The 20,433-nt window shown below is 65.6% G+C and carries 16 protein-coding genes; 9 read left to right on the top strand and 7 right to left on the bottom strand.

Annotated elements, in window-relative coordinates; genetic code table 11:
• Window positions 1–50 precede the first annotated feature (50 nt).
• The 3 genes from EO156_RS13365 to rsgA form a co-directional block, all read right to left on the bottom strand.
• The gene (locus EO156_RS13365) at window positions 51–731 is read right to left on the bottom strand and encodes a type 1 glutamine amidotransferase domain-containing protein (RefSeq protein ID WP_005912071.1); all 681 of its coding nucleotides are present in this window, start codon (window positions 729–731) and stop codon (window positions 51–53) included.
• A gap of 292 nt (window positions 732–1,023) precedes the next feature.
• Window positions 1,024–2,286 (bottom strand): flavohemoglobin expression-modulating QEGLA motif protein, encoded by a 1,263-nt coding sequence (locus EO156_RS13360; protein ID WP_016849118.1) that lies wholly within the window; start codon window positions 2,284–2,286, stop codon window positions 1,024–1,026.
• The gene (gene rsgA, locus EO156_RS13355; RefSeq protein ID WP_016849117.1) at window positions 2,286–3,377 is read right to left on the bottom strand and encodes a ribosome small subunit-dependent GTPase A; all 1,092 of its coding nucleotides are present in this window, start codon (window positions 3,375–3,377) and stop codon (window positions 2,286–2,288) included. Before rsgA ends, EO156_RS13360 begins: the two co-directional genes overlap by 1 nt.
• A 152-nt stretch (window positions 3,378–3,529) precedes the next feature.
• Here rsgA and EO156_RS13350 point away from each other — a divergent pair, with 152 nt between their 5' ends.
• The 3 genes from EO156_RS13350 to EO156_RS13340 all read left to right on the top strand — a co-directional run bounded on the left by EO156_RS13350 (window position 3,530) and on the right by EO156_RS13340 (window position 6,222).
• Window positions 3,530–4,801 carry a pyridoxal phosphate-dependent aminotransferase gene (locus EO156_RS13350; protein WP_005913567.1) on the top strand — a complete coding sequence of 424 codons (1,272 nt, stop codon included), beginning with the start codon at window positions 3,530–3,532 and terminating at the stop codon, window positions 4,799–4,801.
• Window positions 4,801–5,478, top strand: coding sequence for an SGNH/GDSL hydrolase family protein (locus EO156_RS13345; RefSeq protein ID WP_016849116.1), 678 nt, complete (start codon window positions 4,801–4,803; stop codon window positions 5,476–5,478). The genes EO156_RS13350 and EO156_RS13345 overlap by 1 nt, the downstream gene beginning before the upstream one ends.
• 72 nt (window positions 5,479–5,550) lie before the next feature.
• On the top strand, window positions 5,551–6,222 hold the full coding sequence (locus tag EO156_RS13340; protein WP_003483442.1) for a methyltransferase: 672 nt from the start codon (window positions 5,551–5,553) through the stop codon (window positions 6,220–6,222).
• Between the two features lie 1,233 nt (window positions 6,223–7,455).
• On the opposite strand, the gene EO156_RS13320 is transcribed toward EO156_RS13340, so the two are convergent.
• Both EO156_RS13320 and EO156_RS13315 read right to left on the bottom strand, forming a co-directional pair.
• Entirely contained in the window at window positions 7,456–9,645 is a 2,190-nt protein-coding gene (locus EO156_RS13320) for a TonB-dependent siderophore receptor (protein ID WP_016849115.1), read from the bottom strand.
• Window positions 9,646–9,935: 290 nt separating this feature from the next.
• Window positions 9,936–10,727 (bottom strand): polysaccharide deacetylase family protein, encoded by a 792-nt coding sequence (locus EO156_RS13315; RefSeq protein ID WP_016849114.1) that lies wholly within the window; start codon window positions 10,725–10,727, stop codon window positions 9,936–9,938.
• Window positions 10,728–10,772: 45 nt separating this feature from the next.
• On the opposite strand from EO156_RS13315, the gene grxD reads away from it, so the two are divergent.
• Both grxD and EO156_RS13305 read left to right on the top strand, forming a co-directional pair.
• A complete protein-coding gene (gene grxD / locus EO156_RS13310) occupies window positions 10,773–11,699 on the top strand; it encodes a Grx4 family monothiol glutaredoxin (protein ID WP_005913558.1) in 927 nt (308 codons plus the stop codon).
• A 196-nt stretch (window positions 11,700–11,895) separates the two neighbouring features.
• Window positions 11,896–12,765 (top strand): hypothetical protein, encoded by an 870-nt coding sequence (locus EO156_RS13305; protein ID WP_016850150.1) that lies wholly within the window; start codon window positions 11,896–11,898, stop codon window positions 12,763–12,765.
• 154 nt (window positions 12,766–12,919) lie between these two features.
• Here EO156_RS13305 and EO156_RS13300 read toward each other — a convergent pair whose 3' ends face one another.
• Window positions 12,920–13,486: a DUF924 family protein gene (locus EO156_RS13300; protein ID WP_026007034.1), complete on the bottom strand. Its 567-nt coding sequence runs from the start codon at window positions 13,484–13,486 to the stop codon at window positions 12,920–12,922.
• Window positions 13,487–13,619: 133 nt separating this feature from the next.
• Here EO156_RS13300 and EO156_RS13295 point away from each other — a divergent pair, with 133 nt between their 5' ends.
• The 4 genes from EO156_RS13295 to EO156_RS13275 all read left to right on the top strand — a co-directional run bounded on the left by EO156_RS13295 (window position 13,620) and on the right by EO156_RS13275 (window position 18,876).
• Complete coding sequence (locus tag EO156_RS13295) at window positions 13,620–15,020, top strand: amidohydrolase (RefSeq protein WP_003483456.1); 1,401 nt, start codon at window positions 13,620–13,622, stop codon at window positions 15,018–15,020.
• Window positions 15,017–16,297 (top strand): amidohydrolase family protein, encoded by a 1,281-nt coding sequence (locus EO156_RS13290; RefSeq protein WP_005913553.1) that lies wholly within the window; start codon window positions 15,017–15,019, stop codon window positions 16,295–16,297. The genes EO156_RS13295 and EO156_RS13290 overlap by 4 nt, the downstream gene beginning before the upstream one ends.
• Window positions 16,298–16,589: 292 nt before the next feature.
• On the top strand, window positions 16,590–16,916 hold the full coding sequence (locus EO156_RS13280) for a hypothetical protein (protein ID WP_005933551.1): 327 nt from the start codon (window positions 16,590–16,592) through the stop codon (window positions 16,914–16,916).
• A 331-nt stretch (window positions 16,917–17,247) separates the two neighbouring features.
• A complete protein-coding gene (locus tag EO156_RS13275) occupies window positions 17,248–18,876 on the top strand; it encodes a rhamnogalacturonan lyase B N-terminal domain-containing protein (RefSeq protein ID WP_029829406.1) in 1,629 nt (542 codons plus the stop codon).
• A gap of 391 nt (window positions 18,877–19,267) precedes the next feature.
• Here the strand turns inward: EO156_RS13275 and EO156_RS13270 are convergent, their stop codons facing one another.
• Window positions 19,268–19,981 carry a cellulase gene (locus EO156_RS13270; protein WP_080573024.1) on the bottom strand — a complete coding sequence of 238 codons (714 nt, stop codon included), beginning with the start codon at window positions 19,979–19,981 and terminating at the stop codon, window positions 19,268–19,270.
• Window positions 19,982–20,433: the final 452 nt, after the last annotated feature.

The following is a 20,433-nucleotide window of genomic DNA, read 5'->3' as shown; positions in this document are numbered from 1 at the left end:
TTGAGTCCCGAAGGGAACGGGGCTTTTTCAAGACCCGTCGATTGCAAAGATCAGCGCTTTGCCAGCGCCAGCAGCGTTTCTGCGGTTTTCTCCGAAGACGCCGGGTTCTGACCGGTGACCAGGGTGCCGTCGGTGACCACGTACACGCCCCAATCGGCGCCCTTCTCGTATTTGCCGCCGAGTTCGGTCAGCACGTCTTCGACCAGGAACGGCACGATCTTGGTCAGGCCCACGCCCTCTTCTTCGCTATTGGTGAAGCCGGTGACGCGGCGGCCATTGATCAGCGGCTTGCCGTCGCTGCCCTTGACCCGACGCAGCGCGCCTGGTGCGTGGCACACAAGACCGTGCGGCTTGTCGGCTTCGGCAAACGCTTCGATCAGCGCGATCGAATCGGCGTCTTCGGCCAGATCCCAGAGCGGGCCGTGGCCGCCCGGGTAGAACAGCACATCGAAGTCCTCGGCCTTGACGTCGGCCAGACGGTGCGTGCTTGCCAGGGCTTGTTGCGCCTCGGGATCCTGCTTGAAGCGCTTGGTGGCGTCGGTTTGTGCGTCGGGCTCGTCGCTCTTGGGATCCAGCGGCGGCTGGCCACCCTTGGGCGAAACCAGGGTGATGTCCGCGCCTGCATCCTTGAACACGTAATACGGCGCGGCGAACTCTTCCAGCCAAAACCCGGTTTTCTTGCCGGTGTCGCCGAGCTGGTCGTGGGACGTCAGCACCATCAAAACTTTCATCGCATCGCCTCATGTCATGGCCCAACTGGGCAAGGCGGCCAGTGTGCAGTTCAGCCCGTTGCAGCCTCGTGTAGAGCGCGTGGTACCCGCTGCATGTTCATAGATGTAGCGATTGCGTCCAACAGACCAATGCGGCCGACAGGAGCGCGGGGCGGGGCTCGGAACGCCGCATGTGCACTTGATCGACACCGGGCTCCTGCGCGCCATCCACGCCCACCCAACAATTTCTCGCCAGCTGTGTTAGCAACTGTCGAGCGCCGCGATGCGCCGCAACTGCAGCGAACGCCTTGCCTCACACATTCATTGCCGGCGGCTGCAGCTGATCCATGCGGATGCGGTTGGCGAACAACGAGAACGCCAACATGCCAGCCAGCCCGCTGACACGGCTCACCCACGGCGGCAGCCAACGTGGGGCGACCAGTACGCCGCTTTCGAACAACGGCGCAAAGCGCGCTACATCGCCCAACGCCATCTTGCCGGCGAACAGGCAACGGCACAGCTGCAGCTGGTCGCGCTGCAACGAATGGCGGAAGAAAGTGTGCACCGCGACCAACCCACGCAGATACACGGTGTCCTTGGTGAATGCCCCACCGCCACTGGTCGGCACGCCACGGAACACGCGCTGGGCCGACGAAAAACTTTCTGCAGCGCTCTGGCCGCCTGCGGTGAAATAGCGAAATACCTCGATGAAATCCGCACCCGAGCGCGCCATCGCAATCGCTTCGATGCGCAGGCTGATGCGCTTCATGCGCTCGATATCGATGCTGCCGGTGATCTGCTCGGCAAACGTGGCCAAGCCTTCCTGCGTTGCGGTCGTGCGCGGGGAAGAAATGCCCAGGCTGGGCAAATGCACCTGCGCGCGCCCGTTGAGCGCCGTCAGCGAATGCACCAGCGCCTCGTGATGGAACAGCTGCGCGCGGTCGTAATCGCTGAACGTGGCACCGGTACGCAAGCGAATGCGATGCGCGCCGGCAGCCGCCTTGGCGAGCAGATCCGGATCGAGCGTGACGGTGATGATGCGCCCCTCGAAAAACCCATCCAGATCGTTCTGCAACTGCATGCGCAACGCCGTCGCCGAGACCGGCACTTGCTCTTCCGGCGCCATCAGCTCGCGATCCAGTTCCTGCGCGATCTGGATGAAATGCTGCGCCGCTTCGCGGGTGCTCGGCCCGTTGCCCGGCATCGGGTCCTCCGGCACGCCGAACAATTGCGCCGAGTAATCGCTCACCGCCGCGGTGCCCAACGACTCCAGCAACCCTGCGGCAAGACTCCAGCTATGCGCCGAATCGATGAGGTATTCGCCCAGCGGATGATGCGGGTCGGCGTCCTTGGCGATGGCGGCCAGTTCGCGCCGTGTATCGCCGAAATCCAGCGTTGGATACTCGACCTGCGGCAATTCCGGCTGCCCGCGCGCCACGCTGAGCAGAAATGGCTCCTGCAGCGAGCGCGGCCAGCTAGCCAAGGCCAGCAGACGCACACCGCGCACGGCCTTGACCAGGCGCGCATCCAATGCCGCGTGATGGACGATGTCCGGCGGCCGCTTGCGCGATGGCATCAGCGCCGTCCGGGACGATCGACGCTGGCCGGCCGCTTGCCCGAGCCCTTGCCGCGATTGTTCTGCGCAACGCGAGTGGCGAGCTTTTCGGCCGCGCTGGCCACTTCCATGCGCAGCTTCATGTAGTTGGCAACGCGCTCCGGGTCCAGCTCGCCGGCGTCGATCGCCGCACGCACCGCACAGCCCGGCTCGGCGATGTGCGCGCAATCGTTGAAGCGGCACTGCCCCGCCAGCGCCTCCACGTCCGAAAAACCACCTTCGGCCAGATCCTCTTCGCCGGTCGGCTTGAGCTCGCGCATGCCGGGCGTGTCGATCAGACACGCCCCGGACGGCAACGGAATCAACGCACGGTGCGTGGTGGTATGCCGGCCGCGCGAATCGTTTTCGCGCACGGCATTGGTCTTCATCTTCTGCGTGCCGAGCAGCGTATTGGTCAGGGTCGATTTGCCCGCACCGGACGAGCCCACCAGCACCGCGGTGCGGCCATCGCCCAGCCACGGCCGCAACGCGGCCACGCTATCCGGATCCTTGGCATTGACCGCGCGCAACGGAATCTTCTGCGCCTCCAGCTCTTCCAGCACCGCCAACGCGTCTTCGGCGTATTCGGTCTGATCGGCCTTGGTCAGCACCACCACCGGCTGCGCACCGCCGCCGCCCACCAGCAACAGATAGCGTTCGATGCGACGCGGGTTGAAGTCCGCATCCAGCCCACACACGATGAACACCGTATCGATATTGGCCGCGATCACCTGCTGGTGGTAATGCTCGCCGGCCGCACCGCGCTTGATCGAGGTGCGCCGCGGCAGCAGCGCCACGATGCGCTTGCCCTCCATCAACACCCAATCGCCCACCGCCGCCCGCTCATGGCTGGGAAAGCGCGGCCGCTGCCACTCCGGCAACGACTCGGCCTTGACGCTGGCCTCCGGCGTATCGGCCACCACATAACCGGTGCGATGCTGCTCCACCACCCGCGCCGGCAGCGCCTGCGGATGCGCGGCGAAGATCGCCTGCCAGGCCGCTTCTTCAGGCGGCCCCAGCCAGGGCCAGCCGATGGATTGGAGGGTGGGGTAATCGGGGGATGTGTCGCTCATTGGGCGATTCTAGCTGGCTGGCCACAGCGGCTTGTGCAAGCGTGTGCTGCCCGGAGCGTGACGCTCCCTTGACATCGTTGCCGATGCAAGCATGTCCGCTTGTCATATTTCCGATACCATGCCAAGTCTCACGCCTACAACCGGCCCGTCGCATGTCCATTGCCCCGCAAAAGCCGCTCGCGATCCGCGAGCGTCTGTCCGAAGTCCGCTACGAAATCCGGGGCGAATTGGCACGGCGAGCGCGGGAGCTGGAGGCGCAGGGCCGCAAGCTGATCAAGCTCAATATCGGTAACCCGGGTGCATTCGGCTTCCGTGCGCCGGAGCATCTGCAGCGCGCCATCGCCGACGACATGGGCCGCACCGATCCGTACACCCATCAGCAAGGCCTGCCGGAAGCGCGCGAGGCGATCGCCACCGCATATGCGCGGCGCCAACATCCGGATGCGCATCCGGACCGCATCTTCGTCGGCAACGGCGTCAGCGAACTGATCGATCTGTCGCTGCGTGCGCTGCTCAATCCCGGCGACGAAGTGCTGGTGCCCTCGCCCGACTATCCGCTGTGGTCGGCCGCGACCATCCTCAACGATGGTCGTCCCGTGTATTACCGCTGCGCACCGGAGAACGGCTTCCAGCCGGACCCGGTGGAGATCGAGACGCTGGTGTCCTCGCGCACCCGCGCCATCGTGCTGATCAATCCGAACAATCCCAGCGGCGCCAGTTATTCGCGCGAACTGCTGGAGCGCATCGTGGCGATCGCCACCAAGCACAATCTGCTCTTGATGGTCGATGAGATCTACGACCAGGTGCTCTACGACGACGCGGCCTTCGTGCCGGTCGCGCCGCTGGCCGGCGCGCACCCGTGCATCACCTTCAGCGGCCTGAGCAAGGTGCATCGCGCCTGCGGTTGGCGCGTGGGCTGGGCACTGCTGTCGGGCGACCAAGCGCGCATCAACGACTTGCGCAATGCGATGGACCTGCTCGGCGCCTTGCGCCTGTGCGCCAATGTGCCAGGCCAGTACGCCATCGATGCGGCCGTGAACGGGCCGGACACCATCTCGGCATTGTGCGCACCCGGCGGACGGCTGTACGAAACCCGCCGCGCGGTGATCGAGGCCTGCGCGGCCAGCGAGCATCTGTCGCTGGTGGCACCAGCCGGTGCGCTGTATGCGTTCCCGGCAGTGGTGGGCGCGGCGGCGCGCAACTTCGACGATCATGCGTTCGCCCTCGATCTGATGAACGAGGAAGGCGTGCTGGTGGTTCCCGGCTCCAGCTTCAACGTGCCGTATCGCCATCATTTCCGCGTGACATTGATGCCGGAAGCCGGTGTGATGCGCGATGTGTTCGCGCGCATCGACCGTGCACTGGCACGCCGCGCCGAAGCGGTCACCAAGGTGGTTCCACTCAAGCCACGCAGCGTGGCCTGATGGCGGTGCCTGGCACGCCGCTGCGCTATCTGGCGCTCGGCGATTCGTACACCATCGGCGAAGGCGTTGCGCCTGCCCAGCGTTGGCCATCGCAACTGGTCGATGGCTTACGGGCATACGGTTGGAACGTGTCGCCGCCGCAGATCATCGCCACCACCGGCTGGACCACCGACGAGTTGCAGGCCGGGATCGACGCGGCTGCACCGCAGGCGCCGTTCGAACTGGTGAGCTTGCTGATCGGCGTCAACAACCAGTACCGCGGGCGCTCGCTGGACGCGTACCGCAGCCAGTTCGATGCGTTGTTGCAGCGCGCGATCGGGTTCGCCGGTGGGTTTGCGGCACGCGTGTTCGTGCTGTCGATTCCCGATTGGGGGCTGACTCCGTTTGCGCATGCGCAAGGCGGCGATGCGGCACTGATCGGCGCACAGATCGATGCCTTCAACAACGTGGCCGCCGAACGCTGCGCCGCGCGCTCGGTGCGCTTTGTCGACATCACCGCCACCAGCCGCGATGGCGGCGACGCTGCCGACATGCTGGTCGACGATGGCCTGCATCCCTCCGGCGCCATGTATGCGCGCTGGACCGCATTGGCACTACCAGCAGCGCGCGATGCGATAGCGGCTGCCAACGCGATCGGGATGGAGCATGCCACGCGTGGGCAGCCCCCATCGCGTTAGCAGGCCCCAAGCTCGCCGCGCACCAAGCCTCATTGCCAAGGAACGACATTGCACAGCACCGCCACCCAACCCATGAGCCGCGCGCAGGCGCTGGCGATCGCGCGCGCGTTTTTGCCGCCGCATCCGTTGGGCAATCGCTACGACTATTACTACACCCAGGCCAAGCTGCGCACCGATCCGCTGTATCCGGGCGTGCTGGCCGAGTTGCGCAGCACCACCGCGCCCGTGCTGGATCTGGGCTGCGGGCTGGGCCTGCTCGCGCATGCATTGCGTGCCGATGGCCAGGCACTGGCGTATCACGGGGTGGATGTGGATGCGTCCAAGATTCGCCGCGCGCAACACATCGCGCAGCGCTCGGCATTGGGCAATACGCAGTTTGCTGTGGTCGATCTGAGCGTGGCCTGGCCGCAGCACCGCGGCAGCGTGACCATTCTGGACGTGCTGCAGTATCTGCAGGCCGACATGCAGGCCAGCCTGCTGCGCAGCGTGGCGCAGATGCTGACGCCGGGCGCGAAGCTGGTGATCCGCAGCGCATTGGGCGATGCCAGCAGCCGTGGCCGCACCAGCCGCGTGACCGACGTGCTAGCGCATCTGAGCGGCTGGATGCAGCGCATGCCGCGCAGCTATCCCACCCGCGACAGCCTGCAAGCGCAGCTGGACGCTGCTGGTCTGCGCGCGACATTTGCGCCGTTGTACGGCAACACGCCATTCAACAACTGGTTGATCGTGGCCGAGCCGCGCTGAGGCCGTGCACAACATGCCTGGCTCGCTTTAGAACGGCTGATGAGACGTAACGCGCGGTCGCCGGACGGATGTGGACGGCACGCAGAAACCGGGGTGTACGCGTAGCGAAGCCGCACCGGGCACCGGCCGCGCAGTCGTTTTTGGCAGCCGCTGTTGACGCCATGCGGATGATCCCGGGCCACGTTTTCAAGGGGTGGTGCCCCACGCCCCAGAGAGTCCGCTGGTTGCCTTGTTGAAAACCATGTACACCGACCATCTGGACTGGTCCTTGCCCGCCTACCGTCGCGGGACCTTACGCGGCATGGATGCCGCGTAAGCGCCTACAGGGACGTGCTTGCGGCGCGTCCCGCGACGGTGGGCGGACAAGGGCCCTGCAGCCAAGCAGCCGATATACCGCTCTACCGCTGATCTATCGCACCTTACAAGCCCCCAATACACAACGCAGCAAGCAATCAAGACTTAGAGCGATGGCGTCGTTTAGGCGCGATCAGCAGCTTGAATCAAAAGCTCGGTGGGTCGAGGGCGCGATGCCCTCACCACTTCCGGGACACGCCGTGAATCCATCCATGGAGGCTCCTTGGCGGCATCCATGCCGCCAAGGGTCCCGGAACCGGTAAGGACATCACGCCTCCAAAGTTGGTCGTGCGCTGATGCAACCGCAAAACCGAGATGACCTATGCGAGGTGACTTAACGCAGCGGCTTGGTCGCTTGCATGCATGGGTGCATGGCTATTTAGCGATAGGGGCAAACCCAATCAACTTGCTGCCCGCCTTCGACGGAACGTGTTGTTCGGAAATTAGACCGCGTCGTCCAGATCGCACAAGGTCCATGCAACCACCGCTGCATCTGACCCGCCGGCCGCCGTTCCTGCTCTTGCCATGCATACCGACGCTCTCGACTGGTCCTTGTCCGCCCACCGTCGCGGGACCTTACGCGGCATGGATGCCGCGTAAGAGCCTACACGGACGTACTTGCGGCGTGTCCTGCGATGGTGGGCGGGCAAGGACCCTGCAGCGAAGTCGCAGAGCAGCCGCTCTACAACTGACCCCTCCGCGATGACCAATCACTTCGGGACAACCAAGTGATCGAGTCGCCGCGCCGTTTGGATGCAGGCAAAGGCCTGGTTTGCCAAGTGCGCGGCGCCCTCACCGCTAGCGGGACACGCCGTAAGTCCGTCGGTGGAGGCTCGGTAGCGGCATGGATGCCGCCAACGCTTGTCGTCTGGAACAAGGTCAGAACTTCCAGGACAGCGTCAGCTCCACATCGCGCGGGTCGCCGTAGATCAACTGGCTTTGATAGACGATGTTGGCGTAGTACTTGCGGTCGAACAGGTTGCGCACATTGAGCTGCGCCGACCATGCCTGGTTGATGTCGTAGCGTGCCATGGCGTTGGCCAACACCACGCTGCCCTGAGTCAGCCGCTGCGTGCTGCCCAGTGGCCCGGACATCAATTCGTGGATGGCCGACTGCCAGCTCAGGCCACCGCCCACGCGCCATGGGCCGGTCTGCCAACTGGCGAACAGGGTAGCCTCGCGACGCGGGCTGGTCGGATTGACGTCGACGCCGCTGGCATCGTTGGCATCGAACTGGGCAAAGCCGAACGCGATCCGCCACTGCTCGGAAAGCTGCCCATCGAGCTGGAATTCCACCCCCTGGCTGACCGTGCCCTTCGCGGCCAGGAAGGCCTGATTGGTGGTGCCGGGCACGAGTTGTCCGGGGTCGTTGACCGCCAGGTTGTCCTGCTCGATACGGAACAACGCCAGCGCCGCGTTGAGCTGGCCGCCGAGGTACTCGCCCTTGGCACCGACCTCGTAGCTGTTGCCTTCCAGCGGTGCGAGATAGCGCCCGCTGCGGTCGCGATTGTTTTGCGGCTTGAAGATGCCGGTGTAGCTGGCGTAGAGCGAATGGTGATCGTCCACGTCCAGGATCAGGCCGGCGTACGGCGTGGTGCGACCACGGCGCTCGTAGGTGTTGGCCGGCACCAGCTGATCGGTGTTCTTCCAGTCGGTGACGCGTGCGCCGGCGATGGCCGTGAGCGCGTCGGTCAGGCTGAAGCGGCCGGCAGCGTAGGCGGCCACCTGGCGCACGTCGCGTTCTTCGCCCTTCACCAGCGGCGTCCATTGCGGCTGCGCCATGCTGCCGGTCCAGGCGTAGACGCTTTCGGCCGTCAGCACCTGCGGCGGCTGCGGCCCGTTGGACCAGCTGCGCACGTTGCGGTTCATCCAGGTGGCACCGGCGACCAGTTCGTGATTGCGGCCCCACCAGGTCAACGGCACGCTGAGGTAGGCATCCAGGCTGTTTTGCGCAGTGATTGCGGGATAGCGCCCGCCAAAAGTGTTGGAAAGGCCCAGGCCGGTCTCGCGGTCCGGGTAATCGAAGTAGCCGAACAGCACCGACTTCCAATCGGCTTCGAACCGCTGATGCGAATATTCCACGTGCAGCTGCGCACCGTTGTCGAAGCGATGGGTCAGGCCGGCAAACGCATTGGTGGTGTCGGCCACGCCGCGCGCCCAGCGCGGCGTGAACGAATCCGATCGCGCAAAATCGGTGCGGCTACCGTCGCTGAAATACGCCGGCACGCCGCCCCAGGTGGTGCCGCGGCCGTCGTTGCGCTGCTTGTTGACGCCGATGTAGCCGCGGGTGGCATCGCTAAAATCCGCATCGACGATGCCGTAGAACAGCGACGATTGCTTGCTGTAGTAATCGCGGAACGACTGCTTGTCCTCGTCACTGGCAACCACCCGTCCACGCACGTTGCCGGCGGCGTTCAAGGGCGATTGCAGGTCGACGGTGCCGCGATAGCGGTCCCAATGCCCTGCCGACAGATCGACCCGACCGGTGAACACATCGCTGTCGGCATGCTTGCGCACCAGGTCGATCGACGCGGCCGGACTGCCCGCGCCGGTGGTCAGGCCGTTGGCGCCGCGGATGATTTCCACCCGGTCGTAGATCGCCATGTTCTGCTGCACGTCGCCGGTGTAGTCGGTGGGAATGCCGTCGATGCGGTAGTAGTCCACTTCGAAGCCGCGCGCAGTGATGTAGGTGCGCTCGGTGTCCCAGGTCGGCGAGTTGAAGCCGGCCACGGTGTCGGTGACGTCCTGCAGCGATTGCAGGTTACGGTCGACGATCTGCTGGCGGGTCACCACCACCACCGACTGCGGCGTCTCGCGCAGCGACAGCTCCAGCTTGGTCGAACTGCGCGCCACATCGGCGGTGTAGGAGTCGCTGCCTTCGGTCGCGGCGCCGCGGTGTGCCTCGATCTGCAGGCGGTCCAGATCGACCGGGTCGCGCGTGCTCGATTGCGCCGCAGCCGCCAATGGCCATGCGCAGGCCAGCGCCAGCAAGGAGTACGCCAGCGGGAGCTGCGGCGAACGGAGATCCGCACGCGTCAGCGCGCGCGCAGGGACGATACGATGGGACATGGGGTCAGCCTCAAGAGCGAGTATGGCCGTCGATGACGGCTATTGAGGCTGGCGTCGGCAGCGCCATCGGAAGGCGCGTACCGTTTGCTGGCTGGGGGCGCATGTTCGATCCGCGTCGAATCGCTGTCAATCCATGCGCGGGTCGATGCCGGGGCTCAGGAGCGCCAGCTCCGGGCAATCCGGCGAACAAGAAATGTCGCGTCGCACCGAAGCATGCCTGCCGACAGTGAAGATGGATCCGGCAACATACGCTCTGCTTCCACGCCATCGGCCACGCCGTGCGCAGGACCTCAGAGCGGTCGCCGCCCCGCCAGGCCGCGCGCGCGCATCGCCTCCAGTACGCCGCGCAGGATGGTGAGGTTGTGGCCGTGCGCAGCGCCTTCATGCAGCAGCACGATGGCGCCGGGTTGCAGGTCGCGCACGATGCGGGCGATGGTGGTGTCCGGCTCGCAGCGCACGCCGTCGAAACCGCGCGCGCTCCAGGCCACCCGGGTCAGGCCGTGCGCGCGCAGCGGCGAGGCGACGAAGGGGTTGGTCATGCCGACCACCGAACGGTACAGCCGTGGCGCCTGGCCGGTGATGCACGCCAGCACGCGCTGCGCCTGGCCGATTTCCTGTGCCATCCGGCGCGGTCCCAGCGCCCAGAACCAGGCTTGCGGATGGGTGTGGCTGTGGTTGCCGATGCCATGCCCGCGCCGCACCATGTCGCGCACCAGCTCGGGCCGCTGCTCGGCACGCGCGCCGACCACGAAGAACGTTGCCTTGGCGTCGTAGGCATCCAGCAGGTCGAGGATGGCCGGGGTGTCGTCGGACGGGCCATCGTCGATGGTCAGCCACACCTGCGGCACGCGACCGGATAACCGCGCCAGCACCGGCGCGTACAGCCGCGCGCGCGGCAGGAACACCGGCACCACGAACAGCGCATGCGACAGCAGCAGCGCAGGCAGCCCCCACGCCCAGCCCAGATGCCACCACAGCAGTGCCACCGCTACCTGCGAGAGGGCCAACAGGCCCACCCAGCGGTAGGGGCGCGAAGGGGTGCGATACAGCGTTTCCGGCGTGGTCATGCCCAATGATGCCATGCGGCGTAGAATGCCCGGTCTCCACGCTGCCACCGAAGTGCTGCCATGTCTCTCGATCCCGCCCTGCGTTCCCGTATCGATACGCTGCTGCAATCCAGCCGCGTGGTGCTCTTCATGAAAGGCCAGCCCGGCATGCCGCAATGCGGTTTTTCGGCCAAGGCGGTCGGCGTGCTGGACGGCCTGGGCATCGACTATGCCCACGTCAACGTGCTGGCCGACCAGGAAATCCGCGAGGGCATCAAGGCCTACGGCGACTGGCCGACCATCCCGCAGCTGTACGTGGACGGCGAGCTGATCGGCGGCAGCGACATCATCGTGCAGATGGCCGATAGCGGCGAGCTGAGCAGCATGCTCGGCCTGCAGGCGCCCGACCGCAGCCCGCCCAAGATCACCATCACCCCCGCCGCGGTCGAGATGCTCAAAGGTGCGCTGGCCGATGCGCCGGATGCCTCGCTGACGCTGGCCATCGATGCCAATTTCCAGCCCAATTTCCAGCTGGCGCCGACCAACCCGAACGCCATTGCGGCTGAATCCAACGGACTGCGCGTGCAGTTCGACCTGGCCAGCGCGCGTCGTGCCGACGGCATCACCATCGATTGGGTCGACGACATCCGCGGCCGCGGCCTGGCCATCGACAACCCCAATGCGCCCAAGCCGGTGCAGGAGCTGTCGGTGCGCGACGCCGACGACCGTCTCAAGGCCGGCAGCCTGACCCTGGTGGACGTGCGCCCGGCCGACGAGCGCGCGCTGGCCACGGTGGCCGCACCGTTCCGCACGCTGGATGCGCACGAGCGCGCCGCCATCGAACAGTTGCCCAAGGACACCCCGCTGGCGTTCCTGTGCCACCGCGGCGGCCGCAGCCTGCAGGCCGCCGAACATTTCCGTGGCCTGGGCTTCACCAACGTCTACAACGTCACCGGCGGCATCGATGCGTGGTCGGACGAGGTGGACAACGGCGTGGCGAAATACTGAGCAAGACATCAGCGGTCGTCGCACGGTCGCGGCTGCCGCTCACCGGTCATGCTCCTCTGCAGACTGCCGCACTTGCGACAACCGCGTGAGCGCAGCTTGCTCGGAAGCAGGCTAGGCCGGCACACCGCATACCGAAACGGGCGCTCCCTGAGCGTCCGTTTTTTCATGGATCGACCTGCACAAGGACATCGCTGCAATGCATACCCGCCTGCTCTCTGTCGCCCTGGCCGCGCTGCTACCGTTGGCCACCCACGCTGCCGAACCGTCGCGCGCGGTGCTGTTGGTCCAGACCTACGACAACCAACCGACCGACGATCCGCTGGAATACATTCCGGTCTGGCTCGGCAAGGGCCTCGCCAAGGAATCGACCCTACCCAAGGCGCTGCTGGGCCAGCCGTTGCAGGTCTTCAACGCAGGCGTTTCCACGGGCAACGTGCGGCTTGCGGCACTGACGGTGGACGACAACAGCATGTGCGGCGGCACCGCGAAGCTGCGCATCAAGGGCAACCCCACGCTGTCCGATTCGCCGCTGCTGTCGACCGTGGATGTGAATCCCGGCAAGCGCTTTGCCGGCCGCGCCGCCACCACCAGCGAACAGGCCGAGCTGTTCGCCCAGGTGAACAACACCGCGCAGCTGCGCAAGCGCGTCAAGCCGGCAGCCCTGGCGCAGGCGCTGGCCGCGTTCAATGCCGATCGCGCGCAGGATCTGGCGGCGCTGCAGATCGTCACCGATACGCCGCAACCGCAGCGACGCGTGGCGATCCTGACCTCCAACCATCCGATCGAGACCGGCAACCCGGACAACCCGACCGGCGTGCTCGTCGTCCTTGCGATCTTCGAGCATGACGGCAGCCGTTGGCAGTTCCGCAAGGGTCACGCTGCCAGCGGCTGCGACGATTGCGAAGACCTGCCGCTGCGCACGCATCTGCTGCAATTCGGCGATATCGACGGCAACGGCACGCTCGATTTCGTGCTGGCCGAAAGCGGCTACGAAAGTTACGGGTTTTATCTGCTGCTCGGGGAAGGCGCCAGCTGGCGTTCGGAAGCATTGCCGGGCGGCTGCTGATCGCCCTTGACGGCTCGCGCACTGCCTGGTGCGGCATGGGCATGGCGGAATCTTCTGCGTTGCGAGGTCCACCTCTGTCCGGCTGCAGCAGCGTCGTTGCCCGCGCTGCGCGGCAGACCTCGAGCATCGGCATGCAGATGGCCGATGCCGGTCCTTAGCCGGCAAATCCCCCGTCATCCAGAAACTGCTGCTCTTCTGCCGTGGCCTCACGCCCCAGCACCGCATTGCGGTGCGGGAACCGGCCAAAGCGCTGAATGATGCGCTGATGCTCCAACGCCCAATGGGTGGTCTGTGCATCGCCCAGTGCAGTGATCAGCTGCACCGCTCGCGCCTGCTCATCGGCGTCTTCGGCATGCTCGAAGGGCAGATAGAAAAACAGGCGCAGTTGCGCCGACACCTGTTGATCGAAGCCGCTGGCGAGCGCCTGTTTGGCGTGCCGCAGTGCCAGGCCATCGGTGGCATAGGCATGCGCGCTGCCGCGGAACGCATTGCGTGGAAATTGATCCAGCAGGATCAGCAAGGCCAGTGCGTCTTCGGCGCGCGCCATCCACTGCGCGTACTCGCCCCGTGCGGCGGCGAAATGCTGCTCGCTGAAGTGCTGCCGAAAATTGGCATCGAAGGCATCGTTGTGCGTGAACCAGCGGGCCGCACCGGCCAGCTCCCAGAAAGCCAACACCACATCGGCCTGCTTGTTGCGCTCTGTTTTGGCAATCATCGGCACACCCCCTGACGAATTCGGCATAGCATGCACGGGTGCATGTGATGAGCCCGCCGCTCTCGACCTCCAGCACTTGGCAAGCACGCCGCCGACGACTAGGTTGGCGGCTGACGTTTTCGTTTTACCGGGGAAATCCATGCGTTCCATCCTGTTCGCCGCGCTGGGCGCGGCGGTGCTGTGCGGGCCTGCGTCGGCGGCATCGCGCTTCGTGCAAGATCCCTACCCCAGCACCTATCGCGCGCTCGCGTCCGCTCCGGTGCTGATCCAGCACGCCACCGTGCTCACCGGCACCGGCGAGCGGCTGGACGATGCCGACGTGCTGCTGCGCGATGGCAAGGTGGCTGCGGTGGGCAAGGCGCTCGAGGCGCCAGCAGACGTGCGCCGTATCGACGGCACCGGCAAGTGGGTGACGCCCGGCATCATCGATGTGCACTCGCATCTGGGCGTGTATCCCAGCCCGGGCGTCAGCGCGCATAGCGACGGCAACGAGATGACCGCACCGGTGACGCCCAACGTGTGGGCCGAGCACTCGATCTGGCCGCAGGACCCCGGCTTCGGTACGGCGCTGGCCGGCGGCATCACCTCGCTGCAGGTGTTGCCGGGCTCGGCCAATCTGATCGGCGGGCGCGGCGTCACGCTCAAGAACGTCGCCTCCACCACCTACCAGGGCATGAAATTCCCCGGTGCACCATGGGGGCTGAAGATGGCCTGTGGCGAAAACCCCAAACGCGTGTACGGCCAGAAAGGTGGTCCCGGCACGCGCATGGGCAACGTGGCCGGCTATCGCGCTGCGTTCATCGACGCGGCCGAGTATCTGCAGAAGAACGCACCGAAAAAGAAAACCGCCAAGAAGCGCCATTGGTGGAGCCGCGGCGGCGACAACGACAGCAGCGGCGATGCCGGCGGCAAGCGCGATCTCAAGCTCGACACACTGGCCGGTGCCATCAACGGCGATATCCGCGTGCACATCCACTGCTACCGCGCCGATGAGATGGCGACCATGCTGGATCTGTCCAAGGAGTTCGGCTTCCACATTGCCGCCTTCCATCACGGCGTGGAGGCGTACAAGCTGGCCGACCGCCTGGCGCAGGACAACGTCTGCGGCGCGCTGTGGGCCGACTGGTGGGGCTTCAAGATGGAAGCCTTCGACGGCATCCAGGAAAACATCGCATTGGTCGATCGCCCGGCCAATAGCTGCGCCATCGTGCACTCGGATTCGGAAGAAGGCATCCAGCGGCTCAACCAGGAAGCCGCCAAGGTGATCGCCAACGCGCGCCGCAGTGGCATGGAGATCCCGCCGGAACGCGCCATCCGCTGGCTCACCAGCAATGCCGCCAAGGCGCTGGGGATCGAGCAGCAGACCGGCGCACTGGAGCCGGGCAAGATGGGCGATGTGGTGGTGTGGAACGGCAACCCTTTCAGTTCGTATGCGCTGGCCGAACAGGTGTATATCGACGGCGCGCAGGTCTACGACCGGCACAATCGCGCACTGCAGCCGGTGTCGGACTTCATGCTTGGCCAGGAGGTGGCACGATGAGCCGCGCAACCGTTGTGCGCCCGCGTCTACGCACGATCGCGGCGCTGGTGATGGCCACGCTGGCATTGCCGGCCTTCGGGCAGCAGGTGTTGATTCGCGGCGCCACCGTGCACACGGCCACCGCGCAAGGCACTCTGCAGAACACCGACGTGCTGGTGCAGGGCGGCGTGATTCGCGCCATCGGCCGCAACCTGGCAGTACCCACCGACGGCCACGTGGTCGAAGCAAAAGGCCGCCCACTGACGCCGGCCTTGTTCGGCGGCATCACCGAGATCGGTATCGAAGAAGTCTCTGGCGAAGAAAGCACCGTGGACAGCGGCGTCAAATTGGCCGATCAACCGATGCGCCCGGAGTTCGACGTCGGCCTGGCCTACAACCCCGACTCGGTGCTGGTGCCGGTGGCCCGCGTGGAGGGCATCGGCTTCACCGCGTTGGGGGCGACCACCAGTGGCGCCTTCATCGCTGGCCAGGGCGGCATCGTGCGGTTGGATGGCAGTCCGGATCCGATAGGCCCGCATGCCTTGTTTGTTCGCATCGGTGCAGCGGCGTCCGATCTCACCGGCAGCTCGCGCGCGGCGCAATGGATGTTGCTGGATCAACTGGTCGCCGAAGCACGCGGGCGTCTCCCGGCCGATTCGCCGCATGCATTGCTGACCCCGGTTGGACGCGGGGTACTCGCAAACTATCTGGCCGGCCGGGGTCGCATCGTGGTGCAGGTGGAACGCGCAGCCGACATCCGCCAGCTGTTGCGCTGGGCGCAGCGCGAAAAGGTGCGCATTGCCATTGCCGGCGGCGCCGAGGCCTGGAAGCTCGCGCCACAACTGGCGCAGGCCAAGGTCCCGGTGTTGGTCGACGCGCTGGCGGATCTGCCATCGACCTTCGACCAGATTGGCGCGACGCTGGAAAACGCCGCACGTCTGCGCGCTGCCGGTGTGGAGGTCAGCTTTACCCAGAACGGCGATGCCTCGCACAACGCGCGCAAACTGCGCCAGCTGGCCGGCAATGCGGTCGCCAATGGCTTGCCATGGGAATCCGGCCTGGCCGGTCTGACCCGCGTGCCGGCGGACATCTTCGGTGTGGGCGATCGCATCGGCAGCATTGCGGTCGGCAAGCAGGCCGATCTGGTGCTGTGGGAAGGCGACCCGCTGGATGTGGCGCATTATGCCGAGCAGGTCTGGCTGGGCGGCCGCGACATGCCGATGCGATCGCGCCAGAGCGAGCTGCGCGACCGCTACATGCAGCAGGCCGGCCCGCTGCCGCGCGCCTATCTGAAGTAGGCGTGCGGTGGTTGCTCAAGCGCCACCTGAGCATGGTCTTGCATCGTTGGTGTACCGGCGCAGCGGGGACCGGCGCACCGCTTGGCTGCTGTGCGCAGGCGATGTGCCGTCATGGCGTCCTGCCGCATCTTGCTGGCGGCCTTCGCTCTAGTGCTGTTTCCCACAAGGCCTATCGCATGCTCTCGGTTTCGCTCCTGACAGCGCTTTGCCGCCTTGGCGTCTTGCCCCGGCACATGCCACGCGCCCACCTCGCCGCTGCACGACCGTGAGCTCGCTCTTCCACGGTAGCGGCTTGCGTTCGATCGATCGTGCGGTGCTACGCCAGGCACCTGCCAATCTGCAGCGTGGCATGGAAGCGGTGGGCGGACGCCTGATTCTCACCGCAGATGCGCTGCTGTTTCAGCCGCATGCATTCAATGTGCAGTGCCAGTCGCTGAGCCTGCCGTTGCGGCAGATCGTGGCGATGCAGCCCTGCTGGACGCGCCTGTTCGGCCTGCTGCCGATCGCGCCGACATCGCTGGCAGTCCGGCTGGATGACGGAAACCAATACCGCTTCGTGATCGGCAAGCGCACGCATTGGATGGCGGACATCGCCTCGGCGCGAGATGCCTTGCGCTGAGCCGTGCAACGACGTCGATGCGTCGCAGAAGCAGTTGGCAAGGCGACTGCGTTCACTGCCAGGCCCCAAGCGGCCGCTGATCCGTGCGGCATTTCCCGCTCGTGCAGCGCGGTTGCCGTCTGCCCTCCACGCCAACCGACAACGGCTCTCGACGTTTGGTAGCCTCTTCATGGCGGACGCCAGAACTGCTAATTGCAGTTGCCCACTGTGGCGACAGTCAGCGATGCCCGCAAGCAACCAACGACTCCACCCTTGATCGCTGGAATTTCGAACAGTGCGCACAGTCTCCGTCTTCAGCACTCGCCTGGCATCGCGCGCACGCATCGCGACCATGCCTTGCTTCCGGACACTCACCCGCGTGCCTCGCAATCGTCCACATACCTTCGCCTGTGCGCTGCTGTTCTATGCCGGCGTCAGCGCACCTGCGCTGGCCGACTTCGGGATCAGCCGCAGCGGCGACCGCGTGATCGTCGACAGCGGCGCCGAGCTGGTGTTTGCGGTCGATGCCCGGAATGGCGACATCGTCTCGATGCGCTATCGCGACAACGAACTGCAGACCACCGAATCGAAGGGCTCGCACATCGCTTCGGGGCTGGGCAGTGCCAGTGTAGATGCACGCATCGTTGGCGAGACGATCGTGGTGTCGGCCAAGGCCGGCGACTTGGTCCAGTACTACATCGCGCGCAAGGGCCGCAACGCGATCTACATGGCCACCGATGCGCCAAGCTTGCTGCCGGTGGGCGAATTGCGCTTCGTCGCCCGCTTGAACGTGTCCACGTTGCCGAATGCGCAGCAGGAGCCCGATTCCAATGTCGGCAAAGCGATCGAAGGCAACGATGTCTTTCTGTTGCCGGATGGGCGCACCAGTTCCAAGTTCTATTCCGCACGTCGAACGATGGACGACCAGGTGCATGGCGTCAGCGGCTCTGGCGTTGCCGTGTTCATGCTGATGGGCAACCGCGAGCGCAGCGCGGGCGGCCCGTTCTTCAAGGACATCGCCACGCAAAAAACCAGCGTGACGCATGAGCTCTATCACTACATGTATTCCGATCACACCCAGACCGAAGCGTTTCGCGGCGGCCTGCACGGTGTGTACGGGCTGCTGTTCACCGATGGAAGCGCGCCGTCGGGCGCGCAGCTGGACACCGCCTTCGTCGATGCCACGCTGGGCCTGAGCGGTTATTTGCCGGCAAGCGGGCGCGGCGCAGTGAGCGGGCACGTCGGCGGCGTGTTGCCGGGCCAGCCGGCCGTCATCGGTCTGCGCAATGCGCAGGCGCAGTACTGGGCCACCGCCGACGGCAGTGGGGACTACCAGGTGACGGGTGTTCGCCCGGGCAGCTATCGCATGACGCTCTACCAGAACGAACTGGACGTCGCACAACGCAACATCGAGGTTTCCGCCGGCGCCACTGCGCACGCCGCACTGCAGGCAGTCGTTTTGCCGGGCACGGTGAAGTGGCAGATCGGCATTCCCGATGGCACGCCGGCAGGGTTCAGATATGCGGACCTGTTACCGCGGGCGCACCCTTCCGATGCGCGCATGCACTGGTCTGCGGTGACCTACACCGTGGGATCGAGCAGCCTGAGCAGCTTTCCGGCGGTGCAGTGGCGCGGCATCAACACCCCGAGCCGGATCGACTTCACCCTGCCCGCCAACGAGGTGCGCGGCTATCGCCTGCGTATCTTCGTGCCGTTGGCACAGGGCAGCGCACGTCCGCAGATCAGCGTGAATGCACGCTGGAACGGCCCGGTGCCTGCCGCGCCCACGCAGCCAAAGACACGCGGCATCACGCGCGGCACTGCGCGTGGCAACAACACCCTGTACGAAGTGGACATCCCCGCCTCTGCCTTGCAGGCCGGCAACAACCGCATCGAGATCGGCATTGCCTCCGGCTCCCCGGACAACGGTTACCTCAGCCCGGCAATCGTGTTCGACAGCATCCAGCTGGTGGCGTTATAGCAGCGTCCGAACACACGATCCGCGCAGCTGCCAGGCACGCGCGGCTGGTGCGTGGCGTGGGCATGCAGCGCTCAGCCGTTCCGATGTTCTTGGCACCCGCACCGCCCGTTTAGCGGCACAGTGTTAGCCGCTCCAGATCTGCGCGCCAGCACGTACGCGACCACATGCCGCGCAGATGCAGTCATCCATGCACATCGCTCACCGTGAGCTCATTCGAAATCCGATGCCGAAGCGACAGGCGCCACACACGCCACGTCGCTGTCATGTGCGCAACGAGCTGCGCCGACAGTCGCTAGCGAACAACGCACAGGCGGCGACTTGTCCACTTTGACAAAAACCGTGTGCGTGCCGACCGGTACCGCCGACACGCACAACACCGCTGCGGCTGCGCTTACTTCGCATCCAAGGTCGCGCTGACCTTGGCCCATCCGTTGCCGCGTACCACTTCAAAGCCCGCTTCGGCCGCATGCAGATACATGCTGTTGCTGTAGCGGCCATACTTGGAGCGGTTGTTCTGCAGCCAGGTCAGAAATGGCTTGGCATCCACGTTGAGGCTGCCGCTGGTCTTCAGCGTCGGCTGGCCGGCGGTCCCGGTCGGGATGAAGGTATAGACGTAATAGCCGGCGCCGGAATTGAAGCCTTCCCACAGGTCGAAGGTACGCCCGCCCGCGGTGATGACCTTGGTCGCGGTCACGGTGCCGACCGGCCAGGAATTGTGGTCGCCCCAGATCATCACTTCCAGCTGCGGATTGCCCTTTGCGGTGTCCCAGCGAAAGAAGATGTCGTAGGCGAAATCACCGGCCAAATTGGTGCCGCCTGCGCTGTAATTGAATTTGAATGGCAGCGAGCCGATCGAGGAGATCTGCTTGGGGAACAGCGTGTCGGTGGTCGGATTCCAGTCGTAATGCCAGCCGCGCACGATCGCGGGATAGCCGTAGAGGTTGTAGTCGGCGAAGTTGAAGGTGACCGTCAACTCCGGCGTACTGCCGGTGCCGAACGTGCCCTGGATGATATTGTTGGGATCGTTGAAATTGTTCACCCACGCATAGTGGTTGCCAAAGATCTTGTACGGGCCGGCGAGCGCCACCGGGGTGAGCGCGACCAGACCGAAGGCGAGCGCCGCGGTCCATCAGCGCGCGGCGCGCCGCCGCGGGGTCGGCGCCTGGGCGCGCGTCTGGACAAGGGAGCTGGATGGGCAGTTGTGCATAGTGACTCTCCGTATGATTCAACGCGGCGGCGCTGGTGCAGCGCTGTCGGGACCTGCCGTGCGGCAGTCGGGGTTGGACCCTAGCGGCGGCACCGCGCGGGGAGCTATAACGATTCCGGCGGCGCCACCCGGCCAAGCGCGATAGCGGGTGCCACCTTGCACTTGGAGCGTGCGCTGGCTAGCACTTAGGTCACAGGACGAGGGCGCAGCGGCAGGTTTCGCGCGAAGACGCCCGGGCGTGGGGGCGGCGAATGGTGCATAGCCACATACCCATCGTCCATCTCCCCACGTGCCGGGCGGCGTCGCTTGCGCGTGCAATGTCGTTCAACGCAGTGCGGCGTCGCTGCCAA

The sequence above is a fragment of the Xanthomonas sp. DAR33341 genome (genome assembly GCF_003992815.1).
GTDB lineage: Bacteria > Pseudomonadota > Gammaproteobacteria > Xanthomonadales > Xanthomonadaceae > Xanthomonas > Xanthomonas cissicola.
Note: the sequence above shows the minus strand (reverse complement) of the source record. Positions and strands in the feature narration are given on the sequence as shown.

Coding starts and splice junctions, on each gene's coding strand:
- EO156_RS13365 (WP_005912071.1), bottom strand. CDS start 731: ATGAAAGTTTTGATGGTGCTGACGTCCCACGACCAGCTCGGCGACACC.
- EO156_RS13360 (WP_016849118.1), bottom strand. CDS start 2,286: ATGCCATCGCGCAAGCGGCCGCCGGACATCGTCCATCACGCGGCATTG.
- rsgA (WP_016849117.1), bottom strand. CDS start 3,377: ATGAGCGACACATCCCCCGATTACCCCACCCTCCAATCCATCGGCTGG.
- EO156_RS13350 (WP_005913567.1), top strand. CDS start 3,530: ATGTCCATTGCCCCGCAAAAGCCGCTCGCGATCCGCGAGCGTCTGTCC.
- EO156_RS13345 (WP_016849116.1), top strand. CDS start 4,801: ATGGCGGTGCCTGGCACGCCGCTGCGCTATCTGGCGCTCGGCGATTCG.
- EO156_RS13340 (WP_003483442.1), top strand. CDS start 5,551: ATGAGCCGCGCGCAGGCGCTGGCGATCGCGCGCGCGTTTTTGCCGCCG.
- EO156_RS13320 (WP_016849115.1), bottom strand. CDS start 9,645: ATGTCCCATCGTATCGTCCCTGCGCGCGCGCTGACGCGTGCGGATCTC.
- EO156_RS13315 (WP_016849114.1), bottom strand. CDS start 10,727: ATGGCATCATTGGGCATGACCACGCCGGAAACGCTGTATCGCACCCCT.
- grxD (WP_005913558.1), top strand. CDS start 10,773: ATGTCTCTCGATCCCGCCCTGCGTTCCCGTATCGATACGCTGCTGCAA.
- EO156_RS13305 (WP_016850150.1), top strand. CDS start 11,896: ATGCATACCCGCCTGCTCTCTGTCGCCCTGGCCGCGCTGCTACCGTTG.
- EO156_RS13295 (WP_003483456.1), top strand. CDS start 13,620: ATGCGTTCCATCCTGTTCGCCGCGCTGGGCGCGGCGGTGCTGTGCGGG.
- EO156_RS13290 (WP_005913553.1), top strand. CDS start 15,017: ATGAGCCGCGCAACCGTTGTGCGCCCGCGTCTACGCACGATCGCGGCG.
- EO156_RS13275 (WP_029829406.1), top strand. CDS start 17,248: ATGCCTTGCTTCCGGACACTCACCCGCGTGCCTCGCAATCGTCCACAT.